The organism is Kitasatospora sp. NPDC096204 (assembly GCF_044763205.1).
Classification (GTDB): domain Bacteria; phylum Actinomycetota; class Actinomycetes; order Streptomycetales; family Streptomycetaceae; genus Kitasatospora.
The window spans coordinates 43761-64864 of record NZ_JBIWFT010000001.1 but is presented as its reverse complement, the minus strand read 5'-3'; the positions used below and the strand labels follow the sequence as shown (position 1 = coordinate 64864).

General features: G+C 73.5%; 17 protein-coding genes and 1 riboswitch. Of the genes, 6 read left to right on the top strand and 11 right to left on the bottom strand.

Annotated features, from left to right (window positions below; all coding sequences use genetic code 11):
* Nucleotides 1-86: 86 nt before the first annotated feature.
* Together metE and ACIQ87_RS00175 are read right to left on the bottom strand one after the other, a co-directional pair.
* Nucleotides 87-2402, bottom strand: a complete 2316-nt coding sequence (gene metE / locus ACIQ87_RS00180; RefSeq protein WP_402399171.1) for a 5-methyltetrahydropteroyltriglutamate--homocysteine S-methyltransferase — start codon at nt 2400-2402, stop codon at nt 87-89.
* 156 nt (nt 2403-2558) lie between these two features.
* A riboswitch (cobalamin riboswitch) is annotated at nt 2559-2801 on the bottom strand.
* 73 nt (nt 2802-2874) lie between these two features.
* Nucleotides 2875-3327 carry an acyl-CoA thioesterase gene (locus ACIQ87_RS00175; RefSeq protein WP_402399168.1) on the bottom strand — a complete coding sequence of 151 codons (453 nt, stop codon included), beginning with the start codon at nt 3325-3327 and terminating at the stop codon, nt 2875-2877.
* A gap of 498 nt (nt 3328-3825) precedes the next feature.
* Here ACIQ87_RS00175 and cobF point away from each other — a divergent pair, with 498 nt between their 5' ends.
* Nucleotides 3826-4584 (top strand): precorrin-6A synthase (deacetylating), encoded by a 759-nt coding sequence (gene cobF, locus ACIQ87_RS00170; protein ID WP_402399165.1) that lies wholly within the window; start codon nt 3826-3828, stop codon nt 4582-4584.
* Nucleotides 4585-4627: 43 nt separating this feature from the next.
* Here cobF and ACIQ87_RS00165 read toward each other — a convergent pair whose 3' ends face one another.
* The 5 genes from ACIQ87_RS00165 to ACIQ87_RS00145 all read right to left on the bottom strand — a co-directional run bounded on the left by ACIQ87_RS00165 (nt 4628) and on the right by ACIQ87_RS00145 (nt 9338).
* On the bottom strand, nt 4628-5080 hold the full coding sequence (locus ACIQ87_RS00165; RefSeq protein WP_402399162.1) for a MarR family winged helix-turn-helix transcriptional regulator: 453 nt from the start codon (nt 5078-5080) through the stop codon (nt 4628-4630).
* Nucleotides 5080-6543, bottom strand: a complete 1464-nt coding sequence (locus ACIQ87_RS00160) for an MFS transporter (RefSeq protein WP_402399159.1) — start codon at nt 6541-6543, stop codon at nt 5080-5082. The genes ACIQ87_RS00165 and ACIQ87_RS00160 overlap by 1 nt, the downstream gene beginning before the upstream one ends.
* A 160-nt stretch (nt 6544-6703) precedes the next feature.
* Nucleotides 6704-7060, bottom strand: coding sequence for a zinc ribbon domain-containing protein YjdM (locus tag ACIQ87_RS00155; RefSeq protein ID WP_402399156.1), 357 nt, complete (start codon nt 7058-7060; stop codon nt 6704-6706).
* A gap of 385 nt (nt 7061-7445) precedes the next feature.
* A complete protein-coding gene (locus ACIQ87_RS00150) occupies nt 7446-8492 on the bottom strand; it encodes an IPT/TIG domain-containing protein (RefSeq protein WP_402399153.1) in 1047 nt (348 codons plus the stop codon).
* Between the two features lie 183 nt (nt 8493-8675).
* Nucleotides 8676-9338: a TetR/AcrR family transcriptional regulator gene (locus ACIQ87_RS00145; RefSeq protein WP_402399150.1), complete on the bottom strand. Its 663-nt coding sequence runs from the start codon at nt 9336-9338 to the stop codon at nt 8676-8678.
* A gap of 99 nt (nt 9339-9437) precedes the next feature.
* Between ACIQ87_RS00145 and ACIQ87_RS00140 the strand changes: the two genes are divergently transcribed.
* Complete coding sequence (locus ACIQ87_RS00140) at nt 9438-10451, top strand: zinc-binding dehydrogenase (protein ID WP_402399148.1); 1014 nt, start codon at nt 9438-9440, stop codon at nt 10449-10451.
* Between the two features lie 109 nt (nt 10452-10560).
* Here ACIQ87_RS00140 and ACIQ87_RS00135 read toward each other — a convergent pair whose 3' ends face one another.
* The gene (locus tag ACIQ87_RS00135) at nt 10561-11274 is read right to left on the bottom strand and encodes a hypothetical protein (RefSeq protein WP_402399145.1); all 714 of its coding nucleotides are present in this window, start codon (nt 11272-11274) and stop codon (nt 10561-10563) included.
* Nucleotides 11275-11499: 225 nt separating this feature from the next.
* Between ACIQ87_RS00135 and ACIQ87_RS00130 the strand changes: the two genes are divergently transcribed.
* Entirely contained in the window at nt 11500-14322 is a 2823-nt protein-coding gene (locus ACIQ87_RS00130; protein WP_402399142.1) for a penicillin acylase family protein, read from the top strand.
* 42 nt (nt 14323-14364) lie between these two features.
* Here ACIQ87_RS00130 and ACIQ87_RS00125 read toward each other — a convergent pair whose 3' ends face one another.
* Complete coding sequence (locus tag ACIQ87_RS00125) at nt 14365-14676, bottom strand: hypothetical protein (protein WP_402399139.1); 312 nt, start codon at nt 14674-14676, stop codon at nt 14365-14367.
* Between the two features lie 175 nt (nt 14677-14851).
* Between ACIQ87_RS00125 and ACIQ87_RS00120 the strand changes: the two genes are divergently transcribed.
* The 3 genes from ACIQ87_RS00120 (at nt 14852) to ACIQ87_RS00110 (ending at nt 18314) form a co-directional block, all read left to right on the top strand.
* Complete coding sequence (locus ACIQ87_RS00120) at nt 14852-15406, top strand: YceI family protein (protein WP_402399136.1); 555 nt, start codon at nt 14852-14854, stop codon at nt 15404-15406.
* Nucleotides 15407-15487: 81 nt separating this feature from the next.
* Nucleotides 15488-16750, top strand: coding sequence for a pyridoxal-phosphate dependent enzyme (locus ACIQ87_RS00115; RefSeq protein WP_402399134.1), 1263 nt, complete (start codon nt 15488-15490; stop codon nt 16748-16750).
* A 178-nt stretch (nt 16751-16928) separates the two neighbouring features.
* Nucleotides 16929-18314, top strand: a complete 1386-nt coding sequence (locus ACIQ87_RS00110) for a hypothetical protein (protein ID WP_402399131.1) — start codon at nt 16929-16931, stop codon at nt 18312-18314.
* A gap of 59 nt (nt 18315-18373) precedes the next feature.
* Here the strand turns inward: ACIQ87_RS00110 and ACIQ87_RS00105 are convergent, their stop codons facing one another.
* Both ACIQ87_RS00105 and ACIQ87_RS00100 read right to left on the bottom strand, forming a co-directional pair.
* Entirely contained in the window at nt 18374-19429 is a 1056-nt protein-coding gene (locus ACIQ87_RS00105; RefSeq protein ID WP_402399129.1) for an MDR family NADP-dependent oxidoreductase, read from the bottom strand.
* The gene (locus tag ACIQ87_RS00100) at nt 19426-21090 is read right to left on the bottom strand and encodes a phytoene desaturase family protein (protein WP_402399981.1); all 1665 of its coding nucleotides are present in this window, start codon (nt 21088-21090) and stop codon (nt 19426-19428) included. Before ACIQ87_RS00100 ends, ACIQ87_RS00105 begins: the two co-directional genes overlap by 4 nt.
* Between the last annotated feature and the right edge of the window lie 14 nt (nt 21091-21104).

Sequence of the window (21104 nt, the reverse complement as noted above, 5' to 3'; positions counted from 1 at the left end):
AGCCGCGGGGCCGGCTAGGTGGCCGGCCGGAGCGGGCGCGGCGGCCTCACCGCGCCCGCTCCGGCTCCCGTCAGCCGCCCTCCCCGTCAGCCGGCCAGTTCGGCGCGCAACGTCCGGGCGGCGCCGACCAGGCTCTCCAGCGAGGCCCGGGTCTCCGCCCAGCCGCGGGTCTTCAACCCGCAGTCCGGGTTGCCCCAGAGCCGCTCCGCCGGGATCGCCGCCAGGCCGGCGCGCAGCAGGGAGACCGCCTCCGCAGTGCCGGGGACGCGCGGCGAGTGGATGTCCCAGACGCCGGGGCCCACCTCGCGCGGGTAGCCCGCCTCGGCGAGTTCACCGGCCACCTCCATGTGGGAGCGGGTGGCCTCCAGCGAGATGACGTCCGCGTCGAGGTCGTCGATCGCGGTCATGATCGCGCCGAACTCGGCGTAGCACATGTGGGTGTGGATCTGGGTGTCGGCCCGCACCCCGGAAGTGGCAAGCCGGAAGGCCTCAGTGGCCCAGTCCAGGTACGCCGGGCGGGCGGCGGCCCGCAGCGGGAGGGTCTCGCGCAGGGCCGGCTCGTCCACCTGCACCACGGCCGCGCCCGCCGCTTCCAGGTCGCCGACCTCGTCGCGCAGGGCGAGGGCGACCTGGCGGGCAGTGTCGGCAAGCGGCTGGTCGTCACGGACGAAGGACCAGGCGAGCATGGTGACCGGGCCGGTGAGCATGCCCTTGACCGGGCGGTCGGTCAGGCTCTGCGCGTAGCCGAACCAATCGGTGGTCATCGGGTGCGGGCGGGAGATGTCCCCGGCCAGCACCGGCGGGCGTACGTATCGGGTGCCGTACGACTGGACCCAGCCGTGCCGGGTGGCGAGGTAGCCGGTGAGTTGCTCGGCGAAGTACTGGACCATGTCGTTGCGTTCGGGCTCGCCGTGCACCAGGACGTCCAGGCCGGCCTTCTCCTGGTAGGCGATGACCTCGCGGACCTCGGCCTCCATCCGCTCCCGGTAGGCGGTCGCGTCGATCCGACCCACTGTCAGATCGGCGCGTGCGGTGCGCAGTTCGGTGGTCTGCGGGAAGGAGCCGATGGTGGTGGTCGGCAGCAGCGGCAGGCCGAGCCGGGCGCGCTGGGCCTCGGCCCGCTGCGGGTAGGCCTGGGCCCGGCGGGTGTCGTCGGCGGTGACGGCGGCGGCCCGGGCGCGCACCGCCGGGTCGTGGGTGATCGGGGAGTTTGCGCGGGAGGCGAGGTCGGCGCGGTTGGCGGCGAGCTCGGCGGTGATCGCGCCGGTGCCCTCGCGCAGGCCGCGGGCGAGCAGCGCCGCCTCGCCGGCCTTCTGCCGGGCGAAGGCCAGCCAGCGGGCGATCTGCGGGTCCAACTCCCGTTCGGCGGCGGCGTCGAGCGGGACGTGTAGCAGGGAGCAGGACGGCGCGACGTCGACGGTGTCGGCGAGGCCCAACAGGGTCGCCAGGGTGGACAGCGACTTCTCCAGGTCGTTGATCCAGATGTTGCGCCCGTCGATCACCCCGGCGACCAGCCGCTTGCCGGGCAGGCCGCCGACGGCGGCGAGGTCCTCCAGGTTGGCGGCGGCCGGGCCGGTGAAGTCCAGCGCCAGGCCCTCCACCGGGGCTTTGGCCAACACCGACAGTGCCTCGCCGAGCCGGTCGAAGTAGCTCGCGATCAGCAGCTTGGGCCGCTCGGTGAGGGCGCCGAGCTCGCGGTAGGCCCGGGAGGCGGCGTTCAGCTCGGCCGGGGTCCGGTCCTGGACCAGCGCGGGCTCGTCCAGCTGGACCCACTCGGCGCCCGCGGCCCTGAGCGCCGCGAGCAGCTTCGCGTAGACCGACAGCAGCCGGTCCAGCAGGGTGACCGGCTGGAAGTCCTCGGCCACCCCGGGGGCCGGCTTGGCCAGCAGCAGGTAGGTCACCGGGCCGACCAGCACCGGACGGGCGGTGTGGCCGAGCGCGAGGGCCTCCTCGAACTCGCCGACCGCCTTGGCCGGGTTCGCGGCGAACACCGTGTCCGGCCCCAACTCCGGCACCAGGTAGTGGTAGTTGGTGTCGAACCACTTGGTCATCTCCAGCGGCGCGACGTCCTGGTTGCCGCGCGCCATCGCGAAGTACCCGTCCAGCGGGTCGGCGTCGACCGCCTCCCGGTGCCGCGGCGGGATCGCGCCGACCGCCACGCTGGCGTCCAACACGTGGTCGTAGAACGAGAAGTCACCGGTCGGGACCTCCCCGATCCCCGCCCCGGCGAGCTGGGCCCAGTTGGTCCGGCGCAGGTCGGCCGCGGTCGACAGCAGCGCCTCGGCCGTGACCGCGCCCTTCCAGTAGCCCTCGATCGCCTTCTTCAGTTCACGGTTACGACCCTGCCGGGGGTAGCCGTACGCGGTGGCCACGGACGCCGCGGCGGCGGACTTCGCTGTCAAGGGACTCTCCTTCGCGAGCCTGAATCCTCAAGTGCACCGGTGGTGGCACGAGGACGCGAAGGGATGACGAACCGGACGGGCACCCGCACCCGTGCACGGCTCCGCCTGGTATGGTCGCCGACCCGCCCACGAGGTCACCGGATGGCCGCACGCGAACGGTCGCGTACGGGCAGTGGCAGGTCTTCGGACTCGCGGGCGCGCCCATCCGGCCGAAACCGGGGCGGACACCTACTGGCCGTCGCTTCCCAGACCCGTCCCGGGTCCAGTGCGTATGACGGCGGTCGTTCCCACTCACCGCTGCGGGGCAGTCCCGGACTGGCCAGTCGAAAGGCGTCACCGGGTTCCCTCTTGCGACACCCCGCCTGGCGGACGGGGCGAACCAGCTGCGTCGCCAGCTTAGGGGCAAGACGTCGCCGTCGAGGCGCAAATCCCGAAAGGCGTCCGTATCGTGGGACGTCGCCGCCGCGTACGGTTACTCGGCCGAAGGCCCGCGCAGCTTGTCGGGGCCGCCGTCCTCCGGGAGCAGCTCGGGCACCGGGTGGGGCCTGCCGTCCGAGTCGACCGCCACGAAGACCAGCTCCGCCGTCGCCACCCGGGTCACCGGCCCGGCGAGGTTCCACCGCTCCGAGGTCACCTCCACCGACACGTCCATCGAGGTCCGCCCGACGCGGCCGACCCGGGCGCGGACGGTGAGGAGGTCTCCCGCCCGGACGGGCGCGAGGAACGACATCTCCCGGACGGAGACGGTGACCGCGGGAACACCGGCGTGCCGGCCCGCGGCGGCGGCGGCCGCGTCGTCGATCAGCTTCATCATCACGCCGCCGTGCACCGAACCGTAGAGGTTGGTGTCGTGGTCACTCATGATGTGGGCGAGGGTGACCGCCGAGTCGGCCGGGGTGCGGGAGAGGACAGCGGGACTGGTCACAGCGACGGCCCGCCCGTCATGGCGCCGGAGGAATCGTGGTCGGCGTTCCGCTGCACGGAACTCTCCTTCGTGAGGTCGCGCACCTCGGGCACGCGAAGGAGCGGGCAGCCGTCCGTATACGGCCCGCCCGCACCATCGGCCCGCCCTCGGGGTCGTGGTGGGCCGCGGGCCACCACGGCACGCGGGCAGCGGCACGTCCTCGGACTCGTGGGCGCGCCCTCCCGGCCGAACCGGGACGGACACCCACCGGTCGTCGCCCCCCGGACCCGTTGCCGGGCGCGGCGCGCAGGACGGCGGTCGTTGCCGCTCGCCGCTGCGGGGCGGTCCCGGACTCCCGCCGGGTTCCCTCGTGACGACACCCCGCCCGGCGGGCGGGGCGAACCAGCTGCCCCGCCAGCTTACGTCCATCCGCGCAGCTCACAGCCACCGCCCACCGCTTCGGTCGGCCACGTACGGCCCCCGGGGCCGTACGCCGGGGCGGACGGCAGAATGTCCCCCATGCGGCACATCTTCGTCATCGGCATCGGTGCGGGCGACCCGGACCACCTCACCCTGCAGGCGGTCAAGGCGATCGGTCGCACCGACGTCTTCTTCATCCTCGACAAGAGCGAGGAACGGCAGGACCTGATCGCGCTGCGCCGCCGGATGCTGGCCGAGCACGGACGGCCCGGGCACCGGGTGGTCGAGGTGCCGGACGCCGAGCGGGACCGCACGACCCCGGCGTACGCGGCCGCCGTGGACGACTGGCGCGTCCGCCGCGCCGACCTGGTCGAACGGCTGCTCGCCGAGCACCTCGGCCCGGGCGAGAGCGGCGCGTTCCTGGTCTGGGGCGACCCGGCCCTCTACGACAGCGTCATCGCCGTGGTGGACGACGTGTCCACCCGGGGCGGCGCGCCGTTCGAGTACCAGGTCATCCCGGGCATCAGCAGCGTCTCCGCGCTCGCCGCCCGGCACCGCACCACGCTGACCAGGGTCGGCCGCCCGGTGCAGATCACCACCGGACGCCGCCTGGCGGAGGGCTTTCCCGAGGGGGTGGACGACGTGGTGGTGATGCTCGACGGCCGGGCCGCCTTCACCGAGATCGACCCCGAGGGGCTGGAGATCCACTACGGCGCCTACCTCGGCACCCAAGACGAGGTGCTTGACTCCGGGCCGCTCGCCGAGGCGGCACCGCGGATCCGTGAACTGCGCGAGCGGGCCCGGCAGCGCAAGGGCTGGATCATGGACACCTACCTGCTCCGGCGCTCGGACGGCTGACCCCTGACGGCCGGCGGCCTCCCGTGGTGAACCGGCCGCGGCCTCAGTCCAACAGCTTCGCCAGCACCCGGTCGAGCGCGCGCAGGTCCTCCGGCGGCAGCCCGAGCAGCGCGTCCGGCGGGGTGGTGAGGATCCCGGTGGCGAGCGCCGCCTTCGCCTCGCCCTCCTCGGTGAGGTGGACCAGCTTGGAGCGCCGGTCGGCCGGGTTGGTGATGCGTTCGGCGAGCCCGCGCCGCACCAGATCGTCCACGATGACGGTGGTGTACGGCGGGTCGGCGGTCAGTCGCTCGGCCAGCTCCCGCAGGGTGATCGGGCCGGCGGCGAGCCGGCGCAGCGCCCTGACCCGGCTGAAGCTCATGCCCAGGGCGTCGGCGACGGTCTTGCGGCGGTCGTGGCGCTCGAGCACGAGCGCGTACATCCCCTGCCAGACCCGGGCCGCCGTGGCGGCGTCGGCCCCGCTCCCCTCCGGGTGCCCACCGGTGTCAAGGCGCTCCATCAGGCGTCCACCGTCTCCTTCGTCTCCTCGGTTCCCTCGGCCGGCTCCTGCTCGGCGAGTCGTCGCGCCGCGCGCTCGGCCGTCGCCCGGGCCCAGCGGCCGGAAGTGAGCGTACCGGTGACCAGCACGGCCACCCCGCAGCCGGCGATGATCCACCAGGCCGTCCGCGCGGCCCCGGTGAACGCCGCCGGGTCCGTCAGGGCGGTCCCGGCCATCAGGGCTCCGGTCACCGCGACGCCCAGGGACTGGCCGACCTGCCGGCTGGTGGAGGCCACGGCCGCCGCCACCCCGGCCTGCGAGCGGGGCATCCCGGAGACGGCGGTGTTGGTGATGGGCGCGTTGACCACGCCGAAGCCGATGCCGAAGAGCAGGAAGGCGACGACCAGCAGCCCGGTCGGCAGGTGCTCGGAGTAGCCGACCGCCTGGAGCACGGCGCTCGCGGTCAGCGCCGTCCCGGCCAGCAGCAGCGGTGTGCGCGGCCCCCGGGTGGCCACCATCCGGCCGGACAGCGGCGCGGTGAGCAGCGACATGACGGCCATCGGCAGCATGAACAGCCCGGCGTGCAACGGGTCGAGACCGCGGACGTCCTGGAGGTACAGGGAGCTGAGGAACAGGAAGCCGCCGAGGCCGGCGAAGGCGGCGACCGCGATCACGGTGGCGCCCGAGAACGGCGCGGAGCGGAAGAACCGCAGGTCGATCAGCGGGTCGGTGTGCCGGGGTTCGTACCGGAGCAGGCCCAGCAGGGCGGCCAGCGAGGCCGCGGCGCAGCCGAGCACCACGGGCGAGGTCCAGCCGCGCTCCGGCGACTCGATGATCGCGTAGGTGAGCGCGGCGAGCAGCACGATGACCAGCAGCTGGCCGACCGGGTCCACCCGACGGGTGCGGGCCGCCCGCGACTCCGGCACGTAGCGGGTGGTGAGGAAGAGGGCGGCCAGGCCGATCGGGACGTTGATCCAGAAGATCGCCCGCCAGCCGGCCGACTCGACCAGCGCGCCGCCGATGATCGGCCCGGCGGCCATGCTGATGCCCACCACGCCGCTCCAGACACCGATCGCGCGGGCGCGCTGCCGGGAGTCGGTGAAGGTGTTGCTGATGATCGACATGGCGACGGGGTTCAGCATCGAGCCGCCGACCGCCTGCAGCATCCGCGCGGCGATCAGCCAGCCGAGCCCGGGGGCCAGGCTGCACAGCAGGGAGGCCCCGGTGAACACCACCAGCCCGATCCGGAACACCCGGCGGCGGCCGATCCGGTCGGCGGTGGAGCCGGAGAGCATCAGCAGGCTCGCCAGTACCAGGGTGTAGGCGTCGATCGTCCATTGCAGTCCGGACACCGAGGTGTCCAGGTCGCGCCGGATGGCGGGCAGGGCCACGTTCAGGATGGTGTTGTCGAGGCTGACGATCAGCAGGCTCATGCAGCAGATGGCGAGCACGAGCCAGGGCCGCGGTCGAGCGGCATCGGGCATGACGAACGCTCCATGATTACTTGTGTTGTTGTAATTATTGTGAGCATACAACTAACTCGGGCGACGACTCCACCTCCGTCCCGAGGAGGCCCCCGAACGACGAAACGGCCGCGCCCCGCCGATCTCCTCGGCGGGGCGCGGCCGTTCAGGCGCGCGCGGGTCAGGCCTTCTTGACCACGCTGGACTTGAGCTGCATCGCGCCGAAGCCCTCGATCCGGCAGTCGATGTCGTGCCCGTCGACACCGTCCACCAGCCGGATGTTGCGCACCTTGGTGCCGGCCTTGATGCCGGAGACGCTGCCCTTGACCTTCAGCGCCTTGACCACCGTGACGGTGTCGCCGTCGTTCAGCACGTTGCCGACGGCGTCCTTGATCACGCGCTCGCCGGCCGGCGCTCCGGCCTGGTCGCCGCCGCCGGGCACCCACTCGTGGGCGCACTCGGGGCAGACCATGAGGGCGTTCATCTCATAGGTGTACTCACTGGAGCACTGCGGGCACGGGGAGAGGTTGTCGCTCATGAGTTCAGATTATCCAGGGTGTTCGGGGGGTGGCCTGTGGGACGGGTGAGGAGGTTGGCGAGGCTCATTCCGCGCCCGCCCCCGACCGCCGGGCGGGCGGCCGCCGTCCGCCGATTGCCGCGGTCACGACCGCCCCTTCCTGCGTCCGACGGCGCCCGGACGCGCCTTCCACCGGTTCAACGGCACGACAGCATGTATGAACTTGAAGAATTTTTCAAATCACTTGTTTCGTATGTGATGGATTCCGGCAGTAGTGACGCCCTGCGGTCGGTGGCGGCCGCAGAAACGGCCGACCCCGGTCGGCGGTGGTCGCGACAACGGCCGGCCCCGGTCGCCGGGGCGCTGCCCGCCCTGGCCTCCAGGCCCGGTCCGACGGCGGGCCGCGCTACGGCGCGTAGGTGAACGCCACCGGGCCGCTGGTGCCGCCCGCCGTGGTCACCGTGACGTCCACCGGCCCCGGCTGGTCGGCCGCCGGTGCGGTGGCGGTGCACAACCGCGGGCCGCAGGAGTGCCGGGTGGCGGGCCGGCCACCGAAGGAGACCGTGCCGCCGGCCAGGTCGTCGCCGGTCACGATGACCGCGGTGCCGCCGCCGACCGGGCCCGAGGGCGCGTTCAGGCCGGAGAGCGAGGGAGCCGGCGGGGGCGGCGGCGGGGCGCCGGTGTAGTCGAAGGCCGCAGGGGCCGTGGCCTTCCCACCCGGTCCGACCACCGTGACGGCGGCGCTGCCCGAGCCGCCGGGTGTGGTCACCGTGCAGGCGGTGTCGGTGCAGGTGCCGGGCGCCGGGACGCCGCCGACCAGCACCATCGCGCCCTCCAGGCCGACGCCGGTGACGGTCACGGGAGTGCCGCCCGCCCCCGGTCCCGTGGTGGCGCTGACGTCGTCGATCCGCGGCTGCGAGCCGATCAGCGGCGGCAGCAGGCCGATGCCGAGCAGGTAGGTGGAGACGTGCCCGGTCGGGATCGTGTCGTTGGCGTTGGCCACCCGCGCGGTGATCGCGCCGGTGACCGGTCCGGTCCCCTCCGCGACGACCGGGATCTTCATGAACTCCTCGGTCCCGGAGCGGCGGTTGCCGTACAGGACGGCCTCCAGGTGGCGGCCGTCGGGCGAGACGGTCTCGGTGAAGGTGTAGTCGTTCGGCGTGGAGTAGAACATCGCGCCACCGGTGGTCACGCCCGGCGGCAGGTCGACGGTGAAGTGGGTCGGCCCGGCGAGGTCCTCGGTGCCGAACGCGTGCCAGGACACCGAGAAGACGCCGTACCGGTTCTGCTCGGTGGGGTAGTTCCCTGCCTGGGTGAGCACCACCCGCTGGCCGATGACGGTGGCGGTGCGCGCTTCGCCGGGGAGGTCGGTCGCCCCCGCCGGCGTCGCGGCGGCGGTCAGGGACAGGGCTGCGGCAAGACCGGCTCCCGCCAGTCTGATGATCGTAGGCATACGGAAATCCTCCCGGGCGCCCAGCAGTTCGGCGGCCGCTTTCCCGAATTGCCCGGAGCGGCACGGCATTTGGCGCGATCCCGCACCCACCCGCGCGGACCAGGGCGGGCACTGCCGCCGCAGGTCCGGCGACCCACGCCCCGCGATCCGATGACACGCCGCCGGCCCGCCGGGAGCGCGAGCTCAGCCCGCCGTGAGCGCGAGCCGGATCCACCGCTCGGACTCCGCGGCCGCCACCCCCACGTCGAAGGCCTCCGGGGCGGCCGCGGCCTGCACCACCAGCCCCTTCAGCAGTCCGACGAAGGCCAGCGCGAAGGCCCCCGGGTCCACCGCGGGGCTCAGCTCCCCGTCCCGCTGCCCCTGTCCGACCACCTCGGCCGTCCACGCCCGGGTCCGGGCGTCCAGCTCCGCCACCGCGGCGGTCAGCTCCGAGGCCCCGGCGAGCGCCTCGGCCCCCAGCACCACGAAGGCCCGGCCCAGGTCGGTCGGGCTGCGCACGCCCTCCAGGCAGCCGCGCGCGAACCCGCACAGCTCGTCCACCGCCCCTGCCCCGCTGCGCTCCGGCGCGGCCGCCGCCATCGCCTCGGCCAGCGCCGCCTCCTGGAGCCGGGCGAGCAACGCGGCCTTGGAGCCGAAGTAGTGGGTGGCCAGCCCGCGACTGAAGCCCGCCTCCTCCCCGACCCTGGCGAGCGTGACCCCGGTGCTGCCGTGCTCGGCGATCAGCCGGGCGGCGGCGGCGATCAGCGCGGACTCGGCCCGGGCCCGCCGTTCGGCCTGGGTGCGGCGGGCCGGCGCCTCCCGAAGCGTCCCGGTCCGGCCGCTTCCGTCCTCATCGTGCGTAGACATGACACCATGCTAGTGTGAACTTGCTTGTCGGATAACAAGTAACTTCCGGAGCGGCGGGCACTCCCCCGACCCGCCGCCCCCGCGAGAAGGGAAGTCCCGATGACCGCCACGATGCTCGCCGGCCGACTCGACGTCGCGAAGGGCGCCTTCGCCGTGGAGGAGGTGCCCGTCCCGGTCCCCGGTCCGGGCGAGGTGCTGATCAGGGTGGAGGCCGCCGGCGTCTGCCTCTCGGACGTCCACCTGATCGAGGGCATGCTCAAGCCGCTCTACCTCAGGGGCGACAAGGTCACCCTCGGCCACGAGGTCGCGGGCACCGTGCACACCCTCGGCGAGGGCGTGACGACCGCGGCCGTCGGCGACCGGGTGCTGCTGCAGGCCGGCGAGACCCGCGACGGCGCCGTGCACACCCGCGGCGTGGACTACGACGGCGGCTGGGCCGAGTACGCGCTCGCCACCGCCACCACCCTGGTGCCGATCCCGGACGAGCTCCCCTTCGAGCAGGCCTGCTTCATCCCCGACGCGGTCTCCACCCCCTGGGCCGCCATCACCACCACCGGCGCCGTGCGCCCGGCCGAGGCGGTCGGGGTCTGGGGCGTCGGCGGGCTGGGCGCCCACGGCGTGCAGTTGCTGCGGTCCATCGGCGCCTTCCCGATCGTCGCCGTCGACCCGCTGCCGGCCGCCCGCGAACGCGCCCTGGCCTTCGGTGCCGACGCCGCCCTCGACCCGGCCGACCCCGGCTTCGCCGGGCTGCTCCGCGAGGCCACCGGCGGCCGCCCGCTGTCCGCCGCCTTCGACTTCGCCGGGGTCGCCCCGGTGCGCGAGCAGGCCATGGCCGCCCTCGGCGAGCACGGCCGCCTGGTGCTGGTCGGCCTCACCGACAAGCCGCTGACCGTCACCAACGGCACCCTGGTCAGCTACCTGCGCCAGCAGATCCGCGGCCACTACGGCTCGGACGGCCAGGACGTCGTCGACCTGGTCAACCTGGTCCGCGGCGGCCGGCTGGAGTTCTCCCGCTCGGTGAGCGGCACCTTCCCGCTGGCCGAGGCCGCCCGCGCGGTCGAGGCGCTGGAGCGCAAGGAGGGCAACCCGATCCGCCTGGTGCTCAAGCCCTGACCGGGCGCGAGCCCTGACCCGGCGCAAGCCCTGCCCCGGCGCGTCACCGACCCGGCGCCGCACCTCCGGACTGAGCCCGGCGGGTGCGGCGCCGCCTTCTTCCGCGCGGCTACCGCACCTCCGTGACCCGCAGCGCCGGGCGCACCGCCTCGGTCGCCGCCTCGACGACGGACTCGCGGTACAACGCGGCCCGGAACACCCCGTACAGACTCGCCGTCACCGTCACGGCCACACCCAGGCACAGCGCCGCCCCGGCCGTCAGCAGCTCCCCGAGCCACCGGTCCCGCACGGTGAGCCCCATGCCGAAGGCCACCAGGCACGGCACCAGCGCCAGCTGGACGGGCATCGTCATCCGGCTCGACCCCCGCACGAACCTCCCGCGGTCCCGACGGTAGGCCGCCCGTGAGTTCCGCCGTGCCTCCCGCATCCCGGCCCCGTCGAGCACGAGCGCCGGCAGCACCAGGTAGTTCGCCGACGACCACCCCATCCCCACCAGCAGCAGCGCCCCGACGACCCCCAGGGCCCCGACCGGCACCCAGCCCGCGATCGCCGGCAGCCGCCGCACCGCCCGGGTCCAGCAGGCCGCGATCCCCACCGGCCGCCCGCGCAGCGCGTCGTCCGCCGCGAGGAGCGTCACGGCGCTGCCGAAAGTGGCGGCCGGCGCGATCACCACCGCCCCCGCCGCTCCCAGCGCCACGCTCCCGCCGGCCAACAGCTCCGCCCTGACCAGCCCCCACACCAGCCCGCCCACCACCGCGGTGGCGATCCCGGGCAGCAGCACCAGCTCCTTGCGCCGCCACACCACCCGCGCCAGTGCCCGCACGGACCCACTCTCGCCCAACGCCCCGCCCTGCTTCCCACGTCAACGAAGCGGCCAGGCTACTGCCCGGCGGTAGCCCGGCCCCGACCCGGGTCGCACGCCCCGCGGACCACCGCACTCCTCAACTTCGCACCTCCGCAACGGAAATGGCATGCACGCCACTAGCCAACCGGCCAGTAGCACCCCTACCGTCGACTCTTCCGTGAGACTTCGACGGAGGAGTCCGCCTTGCGTTCACGCCAACGCCAACGCCCCCACGCCCGCTCCCTCCGACTCCCGGCCGCCGCCCTCGCCTCGGCCCTGCTCGTCACCGCCGCCCTGACCACCACCCCCACCGCCACCGCCGCACCCGCCGCCGCGACGACGGCCGCCGCCAACGACTACTGCGGCGGCCACTGCTCCGACATCCTGCCGCCCGGCGAGAACGGCAACGCCACCCTCGCCGACATCCTGCTCAACCGGGCCTTCGGCACCCGCCCCGCGCACACCGACGACCAACTCGGCCCGTACGCCGCCCTGGCCTCCGGCTACCCCGGCCTGACCGAGGCCAAGCTGCGCGACTTCTTCAACGACGCCTCCTTCGGCGTCCCCGCCGACCAGGTGGCCAGTTCCACCAGCCCGCGCCCGGACGTCACCATCGTGCGCGACAAGGCCACCGGCGTCCCGCACATCACCGGCACCACCCGCTACGGCACCGAGTTCGGCGCGGGCTACGCCGCCGCCCAGGACCGGCTCTGGGTGATGGACCTCTTCCGCCACGTCGGCCGCGGCCAGCTGTCCGGCTTCGCGGGCGGCGCCGCCGCCAACCGCCAGCTGGAGCAGACCTTCTGGCAGGCCGCGCCGTACACCGAGGCGGAACTCCAGCAGCAGATCGACGCCATCGCCGCCCGCGGCGGCCGGGCCACCCAGGCGCTCGCCGACGCCACCGCCTACCTCGACGGGATCAACCAGTACGCCAAGGAGTCCTACAACGCCCGCACCTTCCCTGGCGAGTACGACCTCACCGGGCACATCGACCCGATCACCAACGCCGGCTCGATCGAACCCTTCAAGCTGACCGACCTGGTCGCCCTCGCCTCCGTGGTCGGCGCGCTGTTCGGCTCCGGCGGCGGGGGCGAACTGGCCTCCGCCCAGGTCAGGTCGGCCGCCGAGGCCCGCTACGGCAAGGACGCCGGGGACGCGGTCTGGAAGTCGCTGCGCGAGGCGGACGACCCGGAGGCCGTCCAGACCCTGCACGACGGCCAGAGCTTCCCGTACGCGACCGTCCCGGACCGGCCGCAGGGCGCGGCGCTGCCCGACCCCGGCTCGGTGGTGCCCGAGCGGGTGGTCTACGACGCCACCGGATCCGCGAACTCGCCCACCAGCAGGGCGAACGGCGTCCTGCCCGGGAACCTGCTGACCGCCAAGCACGGCATGTCCAACGCCCTGCTGGTCTCCGGCGCCCACACCGACGACGGCCACCCGGTGGCCGTGTTCGGCCCGCAGACCGGCTACTTCGCCCCACAGCTGCTGATGCTGGAGGAGATCCAGGGCCCCGGGATCAGCGCCCGCGGCGCCGCCTTCGCCGGCCTGAGCTTCTACGTCCAGCTCGGCCGCGGCCAGGACTACGCCTGGAGCGCGACCTCCGCCGGGCAGGACATCACCGACACCTACGCCGTCCCGCTCTGCACCACCGACGGCTCCCCGGTCACCACCGCCGCCAACTCCTACCTCTGGCACGGCCAGTGCCTGCCCTTCGACCGGCTGGAACGCAAGAACGCCTGGAACCCGACCACCGCCGACTCCACCGCGGCCGGCTCCTACACCCTGGTGATGTACCGCTCCCGGTACGGCCTGGTGAGCGCCCGCGGCACGGTCGGCGGCGCACCCGTCGCCTTCACCTCGCTGCGCTCCACCTACCGGCACGAGGCCGACTCCATCATCGGCTTCCAGGAGCTGAACGACCCCGCCGCGGTACGCGACGCCGCGGGCTTCCAGCAGGCGGCGCAGGACATCAACTACACCTTCAACTGGTTCTACGCCGACTCGCGGGACATCGCCTACTACAACTCCGGCAGCAACCCGGTCCGCGCTCCCGGGGTGGACCCGGGGCTCCCCATCCAGGCCCAACCGGCTTACGAGTGGGCCGACTTCGACCCCGCCACCAACACCGCCCGGTACACCCCGGCGGCCGAGCACCCGCAGTCCGTCAACCAGGACTACTACATCTCCTGGAACAACAAGCAGGCGAACGGCTACACCTCGGCCGGCTTCGGCAACGGCTCGGTGCACCGCGGCAACCTGCTGGACGACCGAGTCAGGTCCCTGCTCGGCAACGGCGGCAAGGCGAGCCGGGTCTCGCTCACCCAGGCCATGGAGAGCGCCGCCCTGGCCGACCTGCGGGCCGAGGACGTGCTGCCCGACCTGATCCGCGTGCTGCGCGGCGCGCCCGTCACCGACCAGGCCGCCCTCACCGCCCTGCAGCAGCTGGAGGCCTGGCTCGCCAACGGCGCCCAGCGGAAGGAGACTTCACCGGGCAGCCACAGCTACGCGGACGCCACCGCGATCCGGGTGATGGACGCCTGGTGGCCGCTGGTCGCCGACGGCGTCATGCGGCCGGGCCTCGGCGACCAGCTGTTCGGCGCACTGACCGGCGCCCTCCAGATCAACGAGTCCCCCTCGGGCGGCCAGACCGGCGCCGCCGGCGGCCCGGTGAGCGCCAACGAGGCCATCCCGCACAAGGGTTCGGCCTTCCAGTACGGCTGGTGGAGCTACCTGGACAAGGACCTGCGCGCCGTCCTCGGCGACCGGGTGTCCGGCCCGCTCGCCCGCCCGTTCTGCGGCGGAGGCGACCTCGCGGCCTGCCGGACCGTCCTGCTGAACACCCTGAAGCAGGCCGCCGCCCAGACCGCCGCCCAGGTCTACCCGGGCGACGCGGACTGCGCGGCCGGCGACCAGTGGTGCGCCGACACGATCATCCAGCGCCCGCTGGGCGGCGTGACGGACGCCAAGACCACCTGGCAGAACCGCCCCACCTACCAGCAGGTGGTGCAGTTCCTCAGCCACCGCTGAACCGCCGCGGCCGGTGCCCCGCTCCGGGGCACCGGCCGTCGGTCACTCCGCCGCGCCCACCCGCTTCTCGATCGCCGCCGCGTCCTCCCGGAGGAACCGGGGCTGGTCCCGCAGCCGCCGGACCACCTTGATGTACGCCTCGCTACTGTCGCCCGGGGCCATCCGGTCCGAGGCGGCCCGGGCCAGCTCGACGAAGGCCTCCATCAGCCCCGCGAGCGCCCCCATCAGCGCCGCCTCCTCCTTCTCCGGCACCTTCTCCCGGCTGCTGTCCCGCGCCTTCGGCAACGCGTTCTCCCGCAGCTGCCGCCGCGCCTCCTCGACCGCGTCGACGATCGCCCGTATCCCGCTGTCCATCCAGGCCCCCTCGCCCTTCCGCCCTCCGACGTACCCCGCGAGCCTTCCCACCCCGTCCCCCGCTTAGGCCCAGCCCAGCGCGCGACCCGCCGGAACTGCCCCTAGCGTGGTCCGGGGACCGCCCCGACCACCCCCGGGCCGAGACCCGGGCCCCACACCAGGAGGCATGCCGACCATGACCACCCCCCTCTCCGAGCTCACCGGCGACTACGTCCTCGACCCCACCCACACCCGGATCGGCTTCGTCGCCCGGCACGCCATGGTGACCAAGGTCCGCGGCGCGTTCCACCGGTTCGAGGGCACCGCCCACCTCGACGGGAAGGAGCCGTCCCGCTCCTCCGTCCAGGTGGTGATCAAGGCCGACAGCATCGACACCGGCGTGGAGCAGCGCGACCAGCACCTGCGCACCAACGACTTCCTGGACGCGCCGAACTTCCCCGACATCACCTTCCGCTCCACCGCGGTCGAGGCCCGCTCCGACAGCGACTACCGGGTCACCGGCGACCTCACCATCAAGGACACCACCCGTCCGGTCACCATCGACTTCGAGTACACCGGCAACGCCGTCGACCCGTACGGCAACCTCCGGGTGGGCCTGGAGGGCTCGGTCACCATCAGCCGCAAGGACTATGGCGTCACCTGGAACGCGGCTCTGGAGGGCGGCGGCGTCCTGGTCGGCGACAAGGTCGTCCTGGAGTTCGACATCTCGGCGATCCGCCAGGGCGCCTGAACCGCGGAACCACCGAACCGCGCAACCACCGAACCGGTCAACCGCCGGACCGCACCACGGCCGCCCGGCTAGTCTCCTGGCATGCCGACAGAAGAGTCCCTCGCGACCGGTCAGCGTTCCCTCGGCGACCCCGCCCTCGACTACCCGCTCTGGCCCCCGCTCACCGCCGGCTGCCCGCGCACCGGTACCGAGGCTGTCTCCTACCCCGTCGAGGTCGACTACGCCTACGAGAAGGCCGACCCCGCCGCCCTGTTCGACACCGCCCCGACGAACAGCGTCCCGACGAACGGCACCCCGGCGCGCCGCGGCCTGGAGCGCCGCGGCCTGGAGCGCTGGGCCCCGCTGCTGCCGCCGCTGCTCGCCCCTGGCCTGGGCGAGGGCTCCACCCCGCTGGTGGAGCTCGAGCCCGGGGTGTACGTCAAGGACGAGTCCCGCAACCCCACCTGGAGCCACAAGGACCGGCTGAACCGCTGCACCACCAGCGCCGCCGTGGGCGTCGGCGCGCCGGGCATCGCGGTCGCCTCCTCCGGCAACCACGGCGCCTCGGCGGCCGCCTACGCCGCCCGCGCCGGACTGCCCTGCGTGGTGTTCACCGGCCCGGACCTGCCGCCGAACGTCGACGCCTTCCTCAACGCGTACGGCGCGGTGGTGCTCCCGGTGCCGTGGGAGGCTCGCTGGCCGCTGCTGCGCCAGACGGTCGAGCGGCTGGGCCTGCACCCGGTCAGCAACCTGACCACCACCCACACCGGCCACGCGTACGGCCCCGAGGGCTACAAGACGGTGGCCTACGAGATCTTCCAGGACGTCGGCGTTCCGAGCGCGGTGTTCGTCCCGACCGGCTACGGCGAGCTGCTGTTCGGCGTCTGGAAGGGCTTCACCGAGCTGCGGCGGCTGGGCCTGACCGACCGGGTGCCGCGCATCCACTCCTGCGAGACGGCGGCCTCCGGGCCGCTCGCCCGGGCCATCGCCGAGGGCCTGCCGGCCGCCCACGTGACGGTCGGGCCGAGCGCGGCGTACTCGATCGCCTCCCCGGTCAGCGGCTACCGGGGCGTGCTCGCCGTCCGGGCGAGCGGCGGCCGGGCACTGACCCTGGATGACGCCCAACTCGCGGACGCCCAGCGAGAGTTGGCCAGGGCCGGGCTGTGGACCGAGCTGTCCTCGGCCGCCGGTCTGGCCGGGCTGCGCAGCCTCGGCGCACCGGACCTCTCCGAGGGCCCGGTGGTCTGCGTGTCGACCTCCAGCGGCTTCAAGGACCTGGGCGTCGGCACCCACCGCACCGAGCCGGTCGCCCCCGACTGGGACGCGGTCGGCCGCCGTCTGCGCGCGGCCGGCCTCACCGGCTGAGGCCCGGCCCTCCGGCGCGCCTGGTCCCACCGACGGAGGCCCGGCCCTCCACCGCCGCGAGGCCTGCTGTTCGCCCACCCGCCCACACTCGTAGGGTCGCCGTAGGGTCGGTGTTCGCCGAGCGCCACCAGGCTTGCACCCTCCGTCAACTCCCCCCACCTGCCGAAGGGTAGCCACCGTGTCGCGTTCCCTCCGTCGCCTGCTGCCGCTCGCCGTCGCCGTCGCGGCGGTGCCCGTGCTCGCCCTGCCCGCCCTCCCGGCCGGCGCGGTCACGTACGGCACCCCGACGATCACCTTCTCGGCCGGGTACCTGTCCGGCGCGGTCGGCGCCACCGGCGACCCGACCGTGACGGTGACGGTCGCCCAGTCCGGCGCCTCCGCCTCGGCGCTGACCGTCGCCGCCTCCGCCACCACCCGCAGCGCCGTGGCCCGCACCGGTGACGTCACGGTGAGCGGCACCGGCGGCACCCGCACCCTGGCGGTGGCCGCCCAGGGCGTCGGCTACGCCGACCTCACCATCAAGGTCACCGGCCTCGGCGGCAAGAGCGCCACCCGCACCCTGCACTACGCCGCCTCCCCCGCCGTCCTGTTCTCCGCCACCAGCCGCTACCTGACCGGCTCCAGCGACGCCTCGGCCGCCGTGGACGCGGGCGGCGGCTACCTCGTGGTCGGCGACGACGAGTCCAACACCCTGCGCCTGTACGACCGCAACAACTCCGGTGCGCCGATCCGCACCTGGGACTTCAGCTCGGCCCTCGGCGTCTCCAAGGAGATCGACATCGAGGCCGCCACCCGGGTCGGCAACACCATCTACTGGACGGGCTCGCTCGGCAACAACAAGGACGGCGTGGTCAAGCCCGACCGGCACACCGTCTTCGCCACCACCGTCACCGGCTCCGGCGCCGACACCCAGCTCTCCCTGGCCGGTTCGTACCACGGCCTGCGTGACGACCTGATCGCCTGGGACGACGCCCACGGCCAGCGCTACGGCTTCGCGGCCGGCGCCGCCGACGGCCAGGCACCCAAGCAGATCGACGGGTTCAACGTCGAGGGCCTGGAGTTCGCACCCGGCAGCACCGGCACCGCCTACGTCGGCTTCCGCGCGCCGCTCACCCCGGCCGTCACCGGCGGCCGGGCGCTGCTCGTCCCGGTCACCAACCTCCCGTCCCTGCTGAACGGTTCGGCCGCGCACGCGACCTTCGGCGACGCGATCGAGCTGGACCTCGGCGGGCTGTCCGTCCGCGACATCCGCCGCAACGACCTCGGCCAGTACCTGATCGTGGCCGGTTCCTGGGCCGCCGAGGACAACTCCGCCCCGTACGCGCTCTACCGCTGGAACGGGCAGCCGGGCTCGCAGCCGACCAAGCTGATCGACCTGCCGACCAGCGACTACGGCGCCTGGGAGGCGATCGCGGACGTCCCGGACCTGGACGCCCCTGGCGCCCGCGCCCAGCTGATCACCGACGACGGCTCCGCCGACCTCTACGGCGACGCCACCGCCGCCAAGGACCTCACCCACCCCGAGTGGAAGAAGTCCCGCAGCACCTGGTTCACCCTGAACTGACCACGCGCCAGGGCCCTTCGGCGGATCCGCCGAAGGGCCCGAACGCGCCTCCGCCCCGCTCAGAGCTCGACCAGCACCTTCCCCCGGTTGACCGAACGGTCGAGGTAGAGGCCGCGGTAGGCGTCCGGGATGCTGTCGAACCCCCGGTGCACGGTCTGCCGGTACGTCAGCTGTCCGCTGCGGACCAGCGGCCCGATGTCCCGCCGCAGCGCGGCCCAGTTCTCCTCGGTGAACCACTCCAGCGAGAAGATGCCGCGGATCGTGGTGCGCGGGAACATGATCATCGGCAGCAGCCGGGGCCCCGCCCAGTTCCCGCCGACCTGGCTCCCCCACTGCCAGCAGACGGCGACCCGGCTCTCCACCGCGAGCATGCGGAACACCACGTCGGTCAGCGTCCCGCCGAGGCTGTCGAAGTAGCGGTCGATGCCGTCCGGCGCGAGCGCGGCCAGTTCCTTCTCCACCTGCTCCGGCGCGTCACCGTCGTGGTACAGCAGCACCCCGTCGAAGCCCAGCTGCCACAGCCACTCGACCTTCTCCGGCGTCGCCGTGGTGCCGATCACCCGCGCGCCCCGGTGCTTGGCCAGCTGCCCGACCAGCGAACCGACCGCCCCGGACGCCCCGCTGACCAGCACCGTCGACCCGGGCCGCACATCGAGGAACTTCTCGACCGTCCCCCAGGCCGTCATCCCCGGCCCGCCCAGCACACCGAGCGCGGTGGACAGCGGCAGGGCCTCGTCGTAGTCGGCCGGGTCCAGCCGGCGGAACGCCGGGAAGACCATCGGGAAGGTCCCGGTCTGCCAGAGCCGGGGCTCCCCGTTGCTGATCAGGTGGCTGCGCCAGCCGCCGAAGCCCTGCACCAGGTCGCCGACCGCGAAGCGCGCGGCCGGGCCGGCCTCCAGCACCTCCATGATCGAGTCCGCGCCCATGTGGTCGCCGATCGGCGTGTCCAGCGCGATGCCCTGGAGGTACGGGTCGACCGACACGTACCGGGTGCGCAGCAGCATCTCGTCCGCGGCGAGCCGGACGTCCACCTCCTCCACGACCTTCCGGTACACCCGCTCGACGTCCGGCACGCCGTCCTCGTGCTCCTGGACGACCCACTTCTCGAATCTCACGAGGTGACTCCAAACTGCCGGTCGGCGGGGCCGACCGGTTCGATGAGCAGGGTGGGCAGCGGGGCGCTGTCGTCCACCTCGGCGGTGAAGGGCCTGCCGTCGTCGCGGCAGATGAACTGGACGACGTGCCGGCCGGCCGCCGCCGCCCGGATCAGCCCGCCGGTGGTCGCCCAGACCCCGGAGAGGTAGAAGTTCGCCAGGCCGGGCAGCCCCGGGCCGTTGCGCTTGATCTCCTCCTCCAGGGTCTCGCCGCTCTCCACGAAGGGCTGCCAACCCAGCACCGTGCCGTTGTAGTTGCCGGTGTAGCGGACCTGGGTGAGCGGTGTGGAGACGTCCTTGACGGCCGCCGCCTGCCGGAGCCCGGGGTGGTGGCCGTCCAGGAACTCGACGATGGCGTCGCGCACCCGGCGCTTCTCCCGCTGGTACTCCCGCCCCCGGCCGACCGGCAGGGTGTGCAGCTCCTCGCCGCGCCGCACCCTGGGCTCCTGCTCCGGCCCGGTGCTCAGCTCCCGCCAGGGCTCGATGTCGCAGAAGTAGCTGGCGTACACCACGGTGGTGTCGGCCGGGGACAACTCCGGGTAGTGGCGGCTGCGGAACTGGACGTTGATGCTCGGGTGCCGGATGCCGGTGAGCCGCTCGGCGACCTCGTCCTCCAGCAGGTAGGTGGTGCACGGGTCGCCCGCCGGGAAGGGCCGGCGCAGGCCGAGGAAGACGGTCACGTAGCCGGGGAAGACCATGCCGGGCTCGGTGATGGTCTGGGTGTACAGCCGGCGGTAGGTGTCGCTCAGGTAGCGGCCCTTGAGCAGGTCCATCATGGTGGTCCGGCCGTCGCAGGCGGCCACCACGATGTCCGCCCGCACCTCCCGGCCGTCGCTCAGCCGCACCCCCACCGCGCGGTCGTCCTCGATCAGGACCTCCGTCACCTTGGTGTTGTACGTGATCTCGCCGCCCAGCCGCCGGTAGCGCTGCTCGATCGAGTTGGCCAGCCCCAGCGAGCCGCCCTCCGGCACCCCGGCCGACTGCCCCGCGTGGCAGGCGAGTTGGAAGTAGTTGGGCAGCACCGGGAAGTTGGGGTGCTTCTCGTACAGGATGAAGTTGAACGCCTCCCGCAGCAGCGGGCTCCGGAACCGCGCCGAGTAGTCGCTCATCAGCACCGTGATCGAGCGCCGGATCACGTTGAAGTACGGCAGGAAGGAGGCCAGCATCCGCATCCGCTCCCACCGGCCCATCAGCCCGACCGGCTTGAGGAAGGGGTAACGGGCCAGGGCCAGGCGGAACTTGCGCAGCCCGGCGCAGAACTGCCGGATCTGCCGGGCGTCCTCGGGGGCGAGGTCCAGCAGGTGGGCCTCCAGCCGGTCCGGGTCGGAGTAGAAGTAGACCGCCCGGCCGTCCCGGGTGCGCACCACGTTGAAGACGTCGAAGTTGCGCATCCGCTTGCCCTGCAGTGCGCCGAGTTCGAGCCAGATCTGGTGCATCTCGTTGCCCGGGCCGCTGCCCAGCAGCCAGCTGACGCAGCAGTCGAAGGTGAACTCGCCGCGGTCCCAGCCGGTGCAGCAGCCGCCGGGGATCTCGTGCATCTCCAGGATCCGGGTGCGGTAGCCGTTCATCTGCGCGTAGCAGCCGGTGGACAGGCCGCCGAGCCCTCCGCCGATGATGACCATGCTCCGCCGGCCGC

Coding starts and splice junctions, on each gene's coding strand:
- cobF (WP_402399165.1), top strand. CDS start 3,826: ATGCGGCACATCTTCGTCATCGGCATCGGTGCGGGCGACCCGGACCAC.
- ACIQ87_RS00165 (WP_402399162.1), bottom strand. CDS start 5,080: ATGGAGCGCCTTGACACCGGTGGGCACCCGGAGGGGAGCGGGGCCGAC.
- ACIQ87_RS00160 (WP_402399159.1), bottom strand. CDS start 6,543: ATGCCCGATGCCGCTCGACCGCGGCCCTGGCTCGTGCTCGCCATCTGC.
- ACIQ87_RS00155 (WP_402399156.1), bottom strand. CDS start 7,060: ATGAGCGACAACCTCTCCCCGTGCCCGCAGTGCTCCAGTGAGTACACC.
- ACIQ87_RS00150 (WP_402399153.1), bottom strand. CDS start 8,492: ATGCCTACGATCATCAGACTGGCGGGAGCCGGTCTTGCCGCAGCCCTG.
- ACIQ87_RS00145 (WP_402399150.1), bottom strand. CDS start 9,338: ATGTCTACGCACGATGAGGACGGAAGCGGCCGGACCGGGACGCTTCGG.
- ACIQ87_RS00140 (WP_402399148.1), top strand. CDS start 9,438: ATGACCGCCACGATGCTCGCCGGCCGACTCGACGTCGCGAAGGGCGCC.
- ACIQ87_RS00125 (WP_402399139.1), bottom strand. CDS start 14,676: ATGGACAGCGGGATACGGGCGATCGTCGACGCGGTCGAGGAGGCGCGG.
- ACIQ87_RS00120 (WP_402399136.1), top strand. CDS start 14,852: ATGACCACCCCCCTCTCCGAGCTCACCGGCGACTACGTCCTCGACCCC.
- ACIQ87_RS00115 (WP_402399134.1), top strand. CDS start 15,488: ATGCCGACAGAAGAGTCCCTCGCGACCGGTCAGCGTTCCCTCGGCGAC.
- ACIQ87_RS00100 (WP_402399981.1), bottom strand. CDS start 21,090: ATGGTCATCATCGGCGGAGGGCTCGGCGGCCTGTCCACCGGCTGCTAC.